The 14,794-nt window shown below is 55.2% G+C and carries 12 protein-coding genes; 6 read left to right on the forward strand and 6 right to left on the reverse strand.

The features are described 5' to 3' along the window. Positions 1–259: 259 nt before the first annotated feature. From potA to potD, 4 genes are read left to right on the forward strand one after another with little or no spacing between them, the layout of a single operon-like run. Positions 260–1,375: a spermidine/putrescine ABC transporter ATP-binding protein PotA gene (potA, locus tag EGO56_RS11580; RefSeq protein ID WP_041456759.1), complete on the forward strand. Its 1,116-nt coding sequence runs from the start codon at positions 260–262 to the stop codon at positions 1,373–1,375. Further along, on the forward strand, positions 1,368–2,219 hold the full coding sequence (gene potB / locus EGO56_RS11585; protein ID WP_135910571.1) for a spermidine/putrescine ABC transporter permease PotB: 852 nt from the start codon (positions 1,368–1,370) through the stop codon (positions 2,217–2,219). Before potA ends, potB begins: the two co-directional genes overlap by 8 nt. Further along, positions 2,216–2,989, forward strand: coding sequence for a spermidine/putrescine ABC transporter permease PotC (potC, locus tag EGO56_RS11590; protein WP_135909221.1), 774 nt, complete (start codon positions 2,216–2,218; stop codon positions 2,987–2,989). Before potB ends, potC begins: the two co-directional genes overlap by 4 nt. Positions 2,990–3,000: 11 nt before the next feature. Further along, entirely contained in the window at positions 3,001–4,044 is a 1,044-nt protein-coding gene (potD, locus tag EGO56_RS11595; RefSeq protein ID WP_135909223.1) for a spermidine/putrescine ABC transporter substrate-binding protein PotD, read from the forward strand. Between the two features lie 33 nt (positions 4,045–4,077). Here potD and cobB read toward each other — a convergent pair whose 3' ends face one another. From cobB to lolC, 4 genes are all read right to left on the reverse strand, one after another. After that, on the reverse strand, positions 4,078–4,911 hold the full coding sequence (cobB, locus tag EGO56_RS11600) for a Sir2 family NAD+-dependent deacetylase (RefSeq protein ID WP_135909225.1): 834 nt from the start codon (positions 4,909–4,911) through the stop codon (positions 4,078–4,080). 146 nt (positions 4,912–5,057) lie between these two features. Continuing rightward, entirely contained in the window at positions 5,058–6,302 is a 1,245-nt protein-coding gene (lolE, locus tag EGO56_RS11605; RefSeq protein WP_033782665.1) for a lipoprotein-releasing ABC transporter permease subunit LolE, read from the reverse strand. Continuing rightward, positions 6,302–7,006, reverse strand: a complete 705-nt coding sequence (gene lolD / locus EGO56_RS11610; RefSeq protein ID WP_135909227.1) for a lipoprotein-releasing ABC transporter ATP-binding protein LolD — start codon at positions 7,004–7,006, stop codon at positions 6,302–6,304. Before lolD ends, lolE begins: the two co-directional genes overlap by 1 nt. Further along, entirely contained in the window at positions 6,999–8,198 is a 1,200-nt protein-coding gene (lolC, locus tag EGO56_RS11615; protein WP_135909229.1) for a lipoprotein-releasing ABC transporter permease subunit LolC, read from the reverse strand. Before lolC ends, lolD begins: the two co-directional genes overlap by 8 nt. Positions 8,199–8,445: 247 nt before the next feature. On the opposite strand from lolC, the gene EGO56_RS11620 reads away from it, so the two are divergent. Both EGO56_RS11620 and mfd read left to right on the forward strand, forming a co-directional pair. Further along, the gene (locus EGO56_RS11620) at positions 8,446–8,655 is read left to right on the forward strand and encodes a hypothetical protein (protein WP_013357479.1); all 210 of its coding nucleotides are present in this window, start codon (positions 8,446–8,448) and stop codon (positions 8,653–8,655) included. 227 nt (positions 8,656–8,882) lie between these two features. After that, positions 8,883–12,326: a transcription-repair coupling factor gene (gene mfd / locus EGO56_RS11625; RefSeq protein WP_135909231.1), complete on the forward strand. Its 3,444-nt coding sequence runs from the start codon at positions 8,883–8,885 to the stop codon at positions 12,324–12,326. A 133-nt stretch (positions 12,327–12,459) separates the two neighbouring features. Here mfd and EGO56_RS11630 read toward each other — a convergent pair whose 3' ends face one another. Next, complete coding sequence (locus tag EGO56_RS11630; protein ID WP_033732285.1) at positions 12,460–13,002, reverse strand: glycine zipper 2TM domain-containing protein; 543 nt, start codon at positions 13,000–13,002, stop codon at positions 12,460–12,462. Positions 13,003–13,414: 412 nt separating this feature from the next. Next, positions 13,415–13,987, reverse strand: a complete 573-nt coding sequence (locus EGO56_RS11635; protein ID WP_135909233.1) for an Ail/Lom family outer membrane beta-barrel protein — start codon at positions 13,985–13,987, stop codon at positions 13,415–13,417. Positions 13,988–14,794: the final 807 nt, after the last annotated feature.

The following is a 14,794-nucleotide window of genomic DNA, read 5'->3' on the forward strand; positions in this document are numbered from 1 at the left end:
CGTTGCGTAAAATCATTCGCAGACAGGTTAGCGCTGTCAGTGACCTTTGTGAAAGTAATAAGCCCGAAAAAAACGCCTGATTACGTGATTGTTGCGGCAAACCTCGCAATGTTGTTAACAGCCGGTCAAATTGCCGCGGCCAGGCGGGCAAAACATGGCAATGCCTTATTTTTCAGGTATCATCCGCCCCTCTTTGCTGGCTGGCTGCGCTGAGCGGCTATGCTCTAACCTGTTCGACCTTAGACAGACTGAGACTAAAATGACGCAAACACGCGCACAGCAGGCGCTGGTTACGCTTTCTGGCATCAGTAAAGCTTTTGATGGTAAGACCATCATTGATGATTTTAACCTGACCATCCATCACGGTGAGTTCATCACTCTGCTCGGCCCGTCGGGCTGTGGCAAAACCACTATTCTGCGCCTGATTGCCGGGCTGGAAGCGGCAGATCGCGGCCGTATTTCGCTCGATGACCAGGACATTACTGATACGCCGGCCGAACACCGTCACGTCAATACCGTGTTTCAGAGCTATGCGCTATTCCCGCATATGACGGTATTTGAAAACGTCGCCTTTGGCCTGCGGATGCAGAAAACCCCGGCGGCGGAGATAACGACCAGAGTCAATGACGCGCTGGCAATGGTGCAGCTGGAAAGCTTTGCCGATCGCCGCCCGCATCAGCTCTCTGGCGGCCAGCAACAGCGTGTGGCGATTGCCCGCGCGGTAGTCAATCGTCCTGAAGTGCTGCTGCTGGACGAATCCCTCTCGGCGCTGGACTATAAGCTGCGCCGCCAGATGCAGAACGAGCTGAAAGCCCTGCAGCGTAAGCTCGGCATTACTTTTGTCTTTGTCACCCACGATCAGGAAGAGGCGCTGACCATGTCCGATCGCATCGTGGTCATGCGCGACGGCAAGGTCGTGCAGGACGGTACGCCACGCGAAATCTACGAAGAGCCCGAAAACCTGTTTGTTGCCCGCTTTATCGGCGAAATTAATGTCTTTGATGCTGAAGTGCTCGCCAGCGACCGCGCGCCAGACGTGCGTGCCCGGGTCGAGGGACGCGAGTGCGAGATCCACTGTACGTTTCCGGTCAGCGTGGGTGACCGGCTTCATGTGCTGCTGCGTCCGGAAGATCTGCGGGTGCAGGAGATCCACGGTGACAGCGCATCAGATGGCCTGATTGGCTATGTGCGCGAACGTAACTACAAAGGCATGACGCTGGAGTCTGCAGTAGAGCTGGAGAACGGTAAGCTGGTTACAGTCAGCGAGTTCTTCAATGAGGATGACCCGGATGTTGATCACTCGCTTAATCAGAAGATGGCCGTGAGCTGGGTGCCAGGATGGGAGGTGGTACTGCCCTATGAAGCGGATGCGTAATGGTTTTCAGAAGGGGGTTATCGCCCTGATTGTCGGCTGGCTGGCGCTGTTCGTCTTTGTGCCCAACCTGATGATTTTTGTCACCAGTTTTCTGACGCGCGATGATGCACATTTCGTCAGCGCGGTGTTGACCTTCAGTAATTACACCCGGCTGCTCGACCCGCTCTATGCGCAGGTGCTGCTGCACTCGCTGAACATGGCGCTGATTGCCACAATCGGCTGTCTGCTGCTCGGCTATCCCTTTGCATGGTGTCTGACAAAACTCACACCGCGCCTGCGTCCGATGATGCTGTTTCTGTTGATTGTGCCTTTCTGGACCAACTCGCTGATCCGTATTTACGGCCTGAAAATTTTCCTCAGCACCCGTGGCTGGCTGAATGATTTCCTGCTGTCACTGGGGCTGATCGACAAGCCGTTTCGCATCATGTATACCCCGGAAGCGGTGATCCTCGGGCTGATCTACATTCTGCTGCCGTTTATGGTGCTGCCGCTCTACTCCAGCCTGGAGAAGCTGGATAAACCGCTGCTGGAAGCGGCGCGCGACCTCGGTGCCGGTAAGCTGCAGACCTTTTTCCGTATCATTCTGCCGCTGACCATGCCGGGCATTATTGCCGGCTGTCTGCTGGTGTTGATCCCGGCGATGGGGCTGTTCTACGTCGCCGACCTGATGGGCGGCGCAAAGAATCTGCTGATTGGCAACGTCATCAAAAGTCAGTTCCTCAACTTCCGCGACTGGCCATTTGGCGCGGCCACCAGCATTGTGATGACGCTGTTGATGGGATTGCTGTTGCTGATTTACTGGCGCGCGGCGCGACTGCTGAATAACCGGGTGGATTTAGGATGATGGCACGCCTGTTACGCGGCAGTTTTATGGCGATTATTTACGCCTGGTTCTATATACCGATTGTTATTCTGATCGTGAATTCGTTTAACGCCTCCCGCTTTGGCATTAACTGGCAGGGTTTCACGACCCACTGGTACAGCCTGCTGCTGAACAATGACAGTCTGATTCAGGCGGCGCAGCACTCGCTAATCATGGGCGTGCTCTCAGCCAGCTGTGCCACACTGATCGGCGCACTTACCGCTGTCGCTCTCTTTCGCTATCGTTTTCGCGGCAAGCCCTTTGTCAGTGGCATGCTGTTCGTGGTGATGATGTCGCCGGACATTGTGATGGCTATCTCTCTGCTGGTGCTGTTTATGCTGCTGGGCATTTCGCTGGGCTTCTGGTCACTGCTTTTTTCCCACATTACATTTTGCCTGCCGTTTGTGGTGATTACCGTCTACTCACGCCTGAAAGGCTTTGATGTGCGCATGCTGGAGGCAGCCAAAGATCTGGGGGCCAGCGAAACCACCATTCTGCGCAAAATCATTCTGCCGCTGGCGATGCCAGCCGTCGCCGCCGGATGGTTACTGAGCTTTACCCTGTCGATGGATGATGTAGTGGTCTCTTCCTTTGTCACCGGTCCGACGTTTGAGATTTTACCGCTGAAGATCTACTCGATGGTAAAAGTTGGCGTCTCACCGGAAGTGAATGCGCTGGCCACTATTTTAATGCTGCTGTCATTGCTGCTGGTCGCGGCCAGTCAGTGGCTGCTGCGTGACAGAAATAAATAAGAGGATTGAGGATGAAAAAGAGATCTCACTGGCTGGCGGCAGGTGCATTGTTGCTGGGTATGAACGTGGCGCAGGCAGACAACAGTAATACCCTCTATTTCTACAACTGGACCGAATATGTGCCGCCGGGGCTGCTGGAGCAGTTCACGAAAGAGACCGGCATTAAAGTGATCTATTCGACCTATGAATCCAATGAGAGCATGTACGCCAAGCTGAAAACCTGGAAAGATGGCGCTTACGATCTGGTCGTGCCGTCAACCTACTTCGTGGCAAAAATGCGTAACGAAGGGATGCTGCAGAAGATCGACAAAAGCCAGCTCAGCAACTTCAGCAATCTCGATCCCGACCTGCTGAATAAACCCTTCGATCCTGACAATAACTATTCGATTCCCTATATCTGGGGCGCGACGGCAATCGGTGTCAATACCGATGAGATCGACGTGAAAAGCGTGACCCGCTGGGCCGATCTGTGGAAGCCGGAATATAAGCAAAGCCTGCTGCTGACCGACGACGCGCGCGAAGTGTTCCAGATGGCGCTGCGCAAGCTGGGATACTCCGGCAATACCCGCGATCCAGAGCAGATCAAAGCTGCTTATTCTGAGCTGAAAAAGCTGATGCCCAATGTGCTGGCCTTCAACTCTGATAATCCCGGTAATCCCTATATGGAAGGCGAAGTGAATCTGGGCATGCTCTGGAATGGCTCAGCGTATGTCGCACGTCAGGCGGGCACGCCGTTAGCGATCGTCTGGCCTGAAGAGGGCGGCATTTTCTGGATGGATAACCTCGCGATCCCGGCTAATGCGAAGAACAAGGCAGGCGCGCTGAAACTGATTAACTTCCTGCTGCGTCCTGACGTCGCGGCGAAAGTGGCGGAAACTATCGGCTATCCTACACCGAACCTCGCGGCAAAGGCGTTGCTGCCACCCGCCGTGGCGAACGATCCGTCACTCTACCCACCTGCTGACGTAATTAAGCACGGTGAATGGCAGGATGATGTGGGCGACGCCAGCCTTCAGTACGAAACCCTGTTCCAGCAGCTTAAAGCGGGCCGCTAAAATTGATAAAAGGGGCGGCATTAGCCGCCCCGCTTACTTATAGAATCCACGCAACAGCTTGTGGACAAACTCCGGCACCACTTCACTCGCCAGGCCGTAATGCCGTTCGGCAAACTCGTTACCCACCTGGCTCGGCTCCAGGTTCAGCTCAACGGTGTGCGCGCCCTGCAGTTTGGCCTCATGCACAAAGCCCGCGGCCGGATAAACATGGCCTGACGTACCGATCGCGATAAAGTAATCGGCCTGTTCCAGCGCCTGGTAAATCTGCTCCATACCCAGCGGCATCTCGCCAAACCAGACCACGTGCGGCCGCAGCACTGAGGGGAACTGGCAGCAGGTGCAGCGATCGTCCGGCGTGATATCGCCGGTCCACTCAATCACCTGACCGCTGGTGACACAGCGCACTTTTAACAGTTCACCGTGCATATGCAGCACCCGACTGTTACCTGCGCGCTCATGCAGGTTGTCGATGTTTTGCGTGACCAGCAGGAAATTATCGCCTAACACCTGCTCCAGCTCCGCCAGCGCCAGATGGGCGGCATTAGGCTGGATGTCGGCTTCCTGCAGCTGCTGACGACGCGCATTGTAGAAACGCTGCACCAGCGCGGGATCGCGCTGAAAGCCTTCGGGCGTGGCAACATCTTCAACGTGGTGCTCTTCCCACAGGCCATCAGCCGCGCGGAAGGTCCGGATGCCGGACTCCGCGGAAATGCCTGCGCCGGTCAGCACCACAACATGCGGCTGGGGATGGGCGGCCAGTTCGGCCTGACGATCGCGCTCAAAAATGCGCTGGCGAAAGCGCTGATGCACTTTTCTCCGGGTTTTCTTCAGGCGGGCAAGTCGTATGCGGCGACGTGGTGTACGCATAAAATCTCCTGGCGTAGCAGCTGCGGCGAGCCGCTCTAAACAGATTCCGGGTTAACATCACCCGATAGTAACGGTTGCTGAGGGCATGACCCAACAGCAAAGGTCTTAAACAGATGCGGCGCGAAATCACTCGCGCCGCATTTTTATCACTGACCGCTTAATACCCGAGCCGGGTCAATGCGGCTGGCGCGTCTGGCCGGATACCAGCTCGCCAGCAGGCTCAGCAGAATGGCGGTAATCAGTACTGAGAACACATCAATCCAGTGCAGTTCCGAGGGCAGGAAATCTATAAAGTAGATATCTCCTGCCAGCAGATGATGACCGGTGATTGACTCCAGCCCGCGCACCAGTGAGGTCAGATTCAGCGCCACCAGCACGCCAGCCACTACACCGCTGACGCTGCCCAGCAGGCCCGCCAGCAAACCGTACCAGATAAAGATGGCGCGGATCAGCCGGTCTTTCGCGCCGAGGGTACGCAGCACCGCGATATCGCTGCTCTTGTCCTTCACCGCCATCACCAGCGTGGAGACGATGTTAAAGCAGGCGACACCAATCACCAGCACCATCGCCAGATACATGATGGCGCGGATCATCTGAATGTCGCGGTACATATAGCCGTAGGTGCCAATCCAGCTCTTAATGTAGACGTAAGAACGGGTTGCTTCACCGGCATCGCGCACCAGTTTCACGGCCTGGAACGGGTCGGTCATCTTCAGCGCAATACCAGAGACGCTGTCACCCATATCCAGATAGTGCTGCGCATCGGCCAGCGGCACCAGCGCCAGACTGTGATCAAGCATGCCGCTGAGTTGCAGGATACCGCTGACCTGCAGCCGGATGCGTTTTGGCTGCAGCAGTTTGTTATCACCATCGTTGTTGGGGATCATGATGGTGATCCAGTCACCCTGCTTCACCTTCAGCGATTCAGCAATGCCGCCGCCCAGAATGATCTGTTGCTTACCGGCGGCAAAAGAGGACCAGGCGTTACCGGCGACAAACTGTGGCAGTGCGCTGAGGCGCGGCTCCTGGGCAGGATCAACGCCCTTCACCTGCAGCGCTTCCAGCCGGGCACCGCTCTCAATCAGGCCGGTGAAGTTGACATAGGGGGCTGCCGCCGCAATGCCGGGCACCTTTTCAATCGGCGCAATCATCGACTGCCAGTGCTGGAACGGCTGATTAACTGCCTCGATTTCACCGTGCGGCACCACCGCCAGAATGCGGTTATTCAGCTCACGCTCGAAACCGTTCATAGCACTGAGGCCGATAATCAGCACCGCCACGCCCAGCGCAATCCCGATGGTGGAGATCACCGAAATCAGCGAGACCATGCCGCCACGACGGCGTCCACGGCTGAAGCGCAGGCCCAGCAACAGGGATAACGACGAACCCATTACAGCACTCCTGCCAGAGTGAGCTGATCGCTTAACTGACCATCACGCATCTCCATCTGACGCGTCATGCGTTTTGCCAGCATCAGATCGTGCGTCACCACCAGAAAGGCGGTTCCCTGACGGACGTTCAGCTCGCCCAGCAGTTCAAAAATGGCGTCGGCGTTGCGCGCATCCAGGTTGCCGGTGGGCTCATCTGCCATCACCAGCCGTGGACGGTTGACCAGCGCACGGGCGATCGCCACGCGCTGACGCTCGCCGCCGGACAGTTCAGACGGCCGGTGCGCGGCACGATGGTCCAGCCCGACTGCGGCCAGCATCTCGCGGGCGCGTTCCTGCGCTTCCGCTTTCGCGATTTTGCCAATCAGCAGCGGCATCGCCACGTTCTCCAGCGCGCTGAAGTCCGGCAGCAGATGGTGGAACTGATAAATAAAGCCCAGCTCGCGGTTACGCAACTCGGCTTTGGCCGACGAGGACATGGCGTTCAGCGACTGACCATCAAACACCACATCGCCCGACGTCGGCGCATCCAGACCGCCCAGCAGATGCAGCAGCGTACTTTTACCGGAACCGGAGCTGCCGACAATTGCCGTCAGTTCACCGGGCTGGAGGCTGAAAGCCACATTGCGCAGCACATCGGTCTGCACGCTGCCTTCCTGATAGCGTTTGCACAGGTCGCGGCACTGCAACAAAGGAGTGTTACTCATAACGTAAAGCCTCAGCAGGTTGAACGGCGGCAGCGCGCCACGAAGGATAGAGCGTAGACAACAGCGCCACAATCATCGCGCTGAGGGCGATGGTGACCACCTGCCACACATTGATATCAACCGGCAACGCGGCGCCATCGAGGAACAGGCCAATCACCGGCATTAAATTATTAAGCTGGCTGGCGAGCAGCACACCGAGCAGCGTACCGAGCAGCGTGCCGATAATCCCGGCGCTGGCACCCTGCACCATAAACACCGCCACGATTTGCCGGCGCGTCAGGCCCTGGGTTTGCAGGATCGCCACTTCGCCCTGCTTCTCCATGATCAGCAGGCCTAATGAGGTGATGATGTTAAAGGCGGCCACAGCGATAATCAGGCTCAGCAGCAGGCCCATCATGTTCTTCTCCATGCGCACCGCCTGGAAGAGATCGCCTTTGCGCTCACGCCAGTCTTTCCAGACCAGACCCTGGGGCAGTGTCTGCTGGCTGAGGCTGTCAACCGACAACGGTTTATCCAGCCACAGCCGCCAGCCGGTAATGTTCCCGGCCGGATAGCGCATCACGCGCGACGCATCCTGAAGATTGACCAGAATCTGATAACCATCGACTTCGCTGTTGGCGGCATAAGTGCCTGCCACCGTAAACAGACGCTGGCTCGGCACACGTCCCATCGGCGTAAACTGGCTGACCGACGGCACCATCAGACGCAGTTGATCGCCGCGTTTTACGCCAAGCTGTGACGCCAGCTGTTCACCGAGGATCACATTATACTGCCCGGCCTGCAGCACGCTCTGCTGGGTGTTGACCAGGAACGGCGTCAGCGGATCCTTTTCATACGGCTCAATGCCCAGCATCACACCAACCGAGACGCTGTGCGGGCTTTGCAGCACCACACTGGCGGTGGTCAGCGGCGCGATGCGGCTGACACCCTGCAGATTCAGCGAGTCAGCGGGTTGCTGTTGGGGATTGAGACTGCCTTTGTCGCTGGTGATCAGCGCCTGAGGCATCAGGCCAAGAATATTGCCTTCGAGTTCACGCTCAAAACCATTCATCACCGATAACACGGTGACCATCGCCAGCACGCCGAGCGTAATGCCAATCGTTGAGAGCCAGGAGACAAAGCGACCGAAGCGATCCGATGCTCGTCCGCGCATGTAACGCAGACCGATAAATAGCGCGACAGGTTGATACATGGAATCCAGTAAGCCGTTGCCTGAAAATAGGTAGTGGGATGATAAAGGAGCGGCTCGCTTTATGAAACCTCTAACCCTCTGAGTCGGCAGCAAAGTTGCGTCAGGATACGTCACATTCACGACCAAAGCCGCAGAATAGACGATAAAGCCATCGCTTATTGGCTGATTATCCAGCGGCCTGGCGCGTAGACTACAATCTGTAACAGGATAAGAGGATATTTATCGCACAGCGATAGAGGTAGCGACCATGTTGAAATTTCCCAAAGGCAGCATCGTTAAACATCAATCCGGGGAAATCAGAGGCGAAATCATCAACGTCTTTGAGCAGGGAAGCGCACCAGCCGGCTACTACGTAAAGTGGGACGACGGCAACCTCAGCTATCATCCTGAGCAGGAGTTATCCTGGGCAAATATCGACCGCCCACGCATGTATTACACACAGCAATCCATAAAATAGAATGCCCGTTTAACCCCGTCGCTGCAGAGCGACGGCGGTTTTTTCTGATCCCGCTCCAGACTCGTCTATCCTCTCTCTATCCGCTGTATTACCGCCGACGCCCGGTAATGGCTGACCGATCCCCGTGTTCAGCGCGGCGCGGCAGGAAAATTGTGCCGCAAAGGTGATCCCCCTGACATAATATGGAATGATTACGTCCTGGAAAAATGGAGCAACCCCGAGATCCCATGCCCGAACAGACTCGTTATACCCTGCCCGTTAAATCCGGCGACCACTGCCAGCTCGGCCAGCTCATCGGCGCTGCGCATGCGGTAGAGTGTGCCAGCATTACCGAACGTCATGCTGGCCCGGTATTGATGATTACTCCTGATACCCAAACCGCCCTGCGTCTGCTGGATGAAATCCGTCAATTTACCGATCTGCCGGTGGTGCACCTCGCCGACTGGGAGACGCTGCCGTATGACAGCTTCTCGCCGCATCAGGATATTATCTCCGCGCGCCTCTCGACCCTCTATCAGCTGCCGGTGATGCAGAGCGGTATGCTGATCATGCCGGTCAACACCCTGATGCAGCGCGTCTGTCCGCACAGTTTCCTGCACGGTCATGCGCTGGTGATGAAGCAGGGACAAAAGCTGTCACGCGACCGGCTGCGCGATCAGCTTGAGCAGGCGGGTTATCGTCATGTTGATCAGGTCATGGAGCACGGCGAATACGCCACGCGCGGCGCCCTGCTCGACCTGTTCCCGATGGGCAGCGATCAGCCCTATCGCATCGACTTTTTCGATGATGAGATCGACAGCCTGCGCCTGTTCGACGTCGATAATCAGCGCACGCTGGAAGCGGTGGCAGAAATTAACCTGCTGCCTGCGCATGAATTTCCCAGCGACAAAGCCGCCATTGAGCTGTTCCGCAGCCGCTGGCGCGAAATTTTTGATGTGCGCCGCGAGTCGGAGCATATCTATCAGCAGGTCAGCAAGGGCACGCTGCCCGCGGGCATCGAATACTGGCAGCCGCTGTTCTTTGAGCAGCCGTTACCCAGCCTGTTCAGCTATCTGCCTGACAACACCCTGATTGTGAACTGCGGCGACCTCGAAGGCAGCGCCACCCGCTTCTGGCAGGATGCTGAGGCGCGCTATGAGAACCGCCGGGTGGATCCGATGCGTCCGCTGCTGGAGCCGGTCACCCTGTGGCTGCGTCCCGATGCGTTAATGGGTGAACTGAAAGCCTGGCCGCGCATCCAGATGACCAATGAGGTGCTGCCTGCCAAAGCTGCCAACACCAATCTCGGTTATACCCTGCTGCCAGACCTCACCGTTCAGGCGCAGGCGAAAGCGCCGCTCGATCATCTGCGGCAGTTTATTGAGACCTTCAGCGGCGCCGTGGTCTTCTCGGTAGAGAGTGAAGGCCGCCGCGAGAGCCTGCAGGAGCTGCTGGCACGGATTAAACTGCGTCCTCAGCCGGTGCACCGTTTTGATGAAACCGTCGACGATCGTTTCACGCTGATGATCGGGGCCAGCGAGCGCGGTTTTATCGATACCCAGGGCAACCGGGCGCTGATTTGCGAAAGCGATCTGCTGGGCGAACGCGTCAGCCGTCGCCGTCAGGATACCCGTCGCACCATTAACCCGGACATTCTGATCCGTAACCTGGCGGAGCTGCATCCCGGCCAGCCGGTGGTGCATTTGGAGCACGGCGTGGGCCGCTATATCGGCCTGACTACGCTGGAAGCAGGCGGCATTGAGGCCGAATACCTGATGCTCTCCTACGCCAACGACGCCAAACTCTATGTGCCGGTTTCATCGCTGCACCTGATCAGCCGCTATGCGGGCGGGGCTGACGATAATGCGCCACTGCATAAGCTGGGCAGCGATGCCTGGTCACGCGCGCGGCAGAAAGCGGCGGAGAAAGTACGCGATGTGGCGGCTGAGCTGCTGGACATCTATGCCCAGCGCGCCGCTAAAACCGGCTTTGCCTTTAAGCATGACCGCGAGCAGTATCAGCTGTTCTGCGAAAGTTTCCCGTTTGAGACCACACCCGATCAGGCACAGGCGATCAATGCCGTGCTGAGCGATATGTGTCAGCCGCTGGCGATGGATCGACTGGTGTGCGGCGACGTGGGCTTCGGTAAAACCGAAGTGGCGATGCGCGCCGCGTTTCTGGCGGTAGAAAACCACAAACAGGTGGCCGTACTGGTGCCAACCACCCTGCTGGCACAGCAGCACTACGATAACTTCCGCGATCGCTTCGCCAACTGGCCGGTCCGCATTGAGATGCTTTCCCGCTTCCGTACTGCCAAAGAGCAGGCACAGGTACTGGAACAGGCCAGCGAGGGCAAAATCGACATTTTAATCGGCACCCATAAGCTACTGATGAGCGATCTGAAATGGCACGATCTCGGCCTGTTGATTGTCGATGAAGAGCACCGGTTCGGGGTGCGTCATAAAGAGCGTATCAAGGCGATGCGTGCTGATGTAGATATCCTGACCCTGACCGCCACGCCGATCCCGCGCACCCTGAATATGGCGATGAGCGGCATGCGCGATCTCTCGATTATCGCTACCCCGCCTGCCCGCCGTTTAGCGGTGAAAACCTTTGTCCGTGAATATGACGATCTGGTGATCCGTGAAGCGATTCTGCGTGAAGTTCTGCGTGGCGGCCAGGTTTACTACCTCTACAACGATGTTGAAAATATTGAGAAAGCGGCGCAGCGTCTCAGCGATCTGGTGCCGGAAGCGCGGGTAGCGATTGGTCATGGACAGATGCGCGAGCGTGAGCTGGAGCGGGTGATGAACGATTTCCATCATCAGCGTTTCAACGTGCTGGTCTGTACCACCATCATCGAAACCGGGATCGACATTCCGACCGCGAACACCATCATTATTGAGCGGGCCGATCACTTTGGTCTGGCGCAGCTGCATCAGCTGCGTGGTCGCGTCGGTCGTTCGCATCATCAGGCTTACGCATGGCTGCTGACGCCGCATCCGAAGTCGATGACCACGGACGCGCATAAACGCCTGGAGGCGATCGCCTCACTCGAAGATCTGGGAGCCGGTTTTGCGCTGGCAACCCATGACCTGGAGATTCGTGGGGCGGGCGAACTGCTGGGTGATGAGCAGAGTGGACAGATGGAGACGCTGGGCTTCACGCTCTACATGGAGCTGCTGGAGAATGCTGTTGATGCGCTGAAAGCGGGTCGCGAGCCGTCACTGGAAGATCTCACCAGCAACCAGACCGAAGTGGAACTTCGCATGCCAGCGCTGCTGCCCGAGACCTTTATCCCGGATGTCAGCACCCGTCTTTCACTTTATAAGCGCATTGCCAGCGCGGAGGTTGAAGAGGAGTTGCAGGAGCTGAAGGTTGAGATGATCGACCGCTTCGGCCTGCTGCCTGACCCTGCGCGTAACCTGCTGGATGTGGCGATTATCCGTCTGAAAGCCCGTGCGGTCGGTCTGCGTAAGATTGAAGCCAGCGACAAAGGTGGCTATTTCGATTTTGCGCCGCAGAACAAGGTCGATCCGGCATGGCTGATTAGTCTGCTGCAGAAAGAGCCGCAGCAGTGGAAACTGGATGGGCCAACACGCCTGCGGTTTACCCGTGAGCTGTCGGAAAGAAAAATTCGTATGGATTGGGTGCAGGGCTTCGTTTCACAACTGGCTGAGCATCAGGCGTAACGCCCCTGCCCGCGCTTTGCTGAGCTAATCGGTAAAGTGCGGGGAAGTGGCGATAAAAAAGGCGCATCTTTGAGATGCGCCTTTTTCATTACGTCGTGCTGTGTGGCCGCGAGTGCGGCAAAGCTTTGCCCAATTACGCCTGGTCACCGTTAAGAATCAGCTGACCATTGCGATCCAGTGGAATACGCGTGCCAGGGTCATTTTCCATACGGATTTTGCCCTGCTGATCGCCTATTTTATAGGTGACGTCGTATCCCAGTTTTTTCTCTTGTTTGTCATACACTGTTTTACAGCGCTGTTCGGTTGTGGTGTAGGTATCACGATCCTGCAGTCCGCCCTGGACCTGATTACCCGCATACCCGCCCGCCAATGCACCTGCTACCGTCGCGACATCCTTACCACGACCGCCACCAAACTGGTGACCCAGCACTCCACCTGCCACTGCACCTAATACAGAGCCAGCAAGACGGTTTTCATCCTGTACGGCCCGACGGTGCGTCAGTGTGACATTACGGCACTCCTGACGTGGCTGTCTGATGCTCTCTTTGATTGGCGTTGCAGCCAGTACCTGAGCGTATTGAGGACCGCGATCAAACACGTTCATGCCTGCTACGGCGGCAACACCCAGTGCTGCTGCCACACCAATACCGATACCCGCTAACATTGATTTATTCACAGGAAGTTCCTCCTGAAAAGTGTTACCGCGCAATCCTGCTGTTAAAGCATCCTCGTTAACTGAGGTATAACCGGCGTGCGCGACGCGCCGTGTTTGTTGAGATGAAGTTTTACAGATGGACCGAAAATGCAACATCAGATAAATGGAGGAAATTGGTCACTTTGCTATCAGGGCCAGTTTTTAGGAGAGTTCTGAACAGCAAAAAACACTATGGCTCGCACCTTAAAACTCAAAAATAAAAAATTAAAAATCAATATGATAATAATACAACCCTGTTTTGCGACAGGGTTTGTTGTTATTTGCTCACAGGGAATGGCGAATACTGAAGTTCTGAAAGCGTAATCGTGGGTAACAAGGTTGTAAGAGTCATTAACCCCGGCCAGACGGCCAGGGTAATAAGATTCAGGAAAGCTTAGAAACGGTAGCCGACAGCAATGTTAAAGCCATTAATGGCAAAATCATCGTTATATTTCACGCGAGTGCCTTCATAGCCAACACTCAGAGAAAGGTTGCTAATCGGGTTAACCACAACACCTGCACCGTAAGCAAATGAGGCTTTGCTTTCACTATAAGATCCTGAATACTTCTCATACTGCGACTGGTAAGTGGCCTTGTCTTTCACTCTGGTGCGTGCAACGCCAATTAATCCATAAAAGCTGACATAGTCATTGATGCGGTACGCTGGACCCGCCATCAGGGAATAATATTTTGCGTCGAGTTTTTCATTATATCGTTCAACGTTGCCAGAATAGTTATTCTGTTCAGAATAACTATCATCGCCTTTCATGTAGCTGAATGAACCGATAACGCTGAGAGGAGAATCCCATTCATAGCGATACTGAACGTTCACGCCGCGAATGTTTTTGAAGTCTTCAATTTTACTTTGAGCATAACCAACTGAGACAGTGTGATGATCGGCCAGCGCATTATTTCCCGCGAGCAGACCGCCACACAGCAATACCATCATAGTCATTTTAGAAGTCATTTTATTAATTCCTTTTCATAATTTAACATTATTCCCCTGCGCTTAGCGCAGGACTTCGCTCCCTGAATCACCCATACCCGACGGACAGGTTTAACTTTTATCTATCCGCCTGTATCGGACAGGAATTTTTTTAATGCTCAGTGCCTTAATGTCAGACAGGCCGGATAGCAGCAGTTCATACCCGGATATCTTTAAAACAGGCTGGCCTGTAAGACGTGGATTTCTGATTCCATTTTTCATAATGGCATATCAGTTATTAAACTTAAGCAACGAATCTCTCCGTTTAAATCGAAAATGTCATTTATTTATTAATTAAAACTCAGGAAATAATTAGACCAAAAACAGCCAGAGGTATCAATACCGAATCACCACAAAAAATCAACTCTCAGAAATCTCACTCTATTCACATACTGAAAATGACATTTATTTATACAAGCTACTAACAAGCATTATCATCCTGCCTGAATGTTTCCTGGTTTATTCAGAAACAGAGTAACAAATCTTTTTAAAATGCCGCCGAATATAGAATAATTATCGGCAGAATTCCTCCTGCACTTATACAAACGTTTTGTCGTTAAACTGACTGCCCATGATCATCCCCACGCTCTGATGTCTGGTTTTATAGTCCGCATGGTTGTCTATGTTGCTAAAGCCCAGTCTGCCGGTGTCGGGCCGGTTTTTATCCGCGCTGGCGCTGGTACTGTCACTGCAGGTCTCGCTTTTCGACGACTGACTGCCGTTCGGGAGACTGATGGTGAGCGAGTTAGTCGAGCCTGTTGTCAGGTAATTAAGATCCGCGCTTAACGT

The organism is Pantoea vagans, from assembly GCF_004792415.1.
Lineage (GTDB): Bacteria > Pseudomonadota > Gammaproteobacteria > Enterobacterales > Enterobacteriaceae > Pantoea > Pantoea vagans.

What these genes read in the sequence shown, in the direction of transcription:
- EGO56_RS11635 (WP_135909233.1), bottom strand. Translation starts at nt 13,987, where the DNA reads ATGACTTCTAAAATGACTATGATGGTATTGCTGTGTGGCGGTCTGCTC.
- potA (WP_041456759.1), top strand. Translation starts at nt 260, where the DNA reads ATGACGCAAACACGCGCACAGCAGGCGCTGGTTACGCTTTCTGGCATC.
- lolD (WP_135909227.1), bottom strand. Translation starts at nt 7,006, where the DNA reads ATGAGTAACACTCCTTTGTTGCAGTGCCGCGACCTGTGCAAACGCTAT.
- potD (WP_135909223.1), top strand. Translation starts at nt 3,001, where the DNA reads ATGAAAAAGAGATCTCACTGGCTGGCGGCAGGTGCATTGTTGCTGGGT.
- potC (WP_135909221.1), top strand. Translation starts at nt 2,216, where the DNA reads ATGATGGCACGCCTGTTACGCGGCAGTTTTATGGCGATTATTTACGCC.
- lolE (WP_033782665.1), bottom strand. Translation starts at nt 6,302, where the DNA reads ATGGGTTCGTCGTTATCCCTGTTGCTGGGCCTGCGCTTCAGCCGTGGA.
- lolC (WP_135909229.1), bottom strand. Translation starts at nt 8,198, where the DNA reads ATGTATCAACCTGTCGCGCTATTTATCGGTCTGCGTTACATGCGCGGA.
- EGO56_RS11620 (WP_013357479.1), top strand. Translation starts at nt 8,446, where the DNA reads ATGTTGAAATTTCCCAAAGGCAGCATCGTTAAACATCAATCCGGGGAA.
- potB (WP_135910571.1), top strand. Translation starts at nt 1,368, where the DNA reads ATGCGTAATGGTTTTCAGAAGGGGGTTATCGCCCTGATTGTCGGCTGG.
- cobB (WP_135909225.1), bottom strand. Translation starts at nt 4,911, where the DNA reads ATGCGTACACCACGTCGCCGCATACGACTTGCCCGCCTGAAGAAAACC.
- mfd (WP_135909231.1), top strand. Translation starts at nt 8,883, where the DNA reads ATGCCCGAACAGACTCGTTATACCCTGCCCGTTAAATCCGGCGACCAC.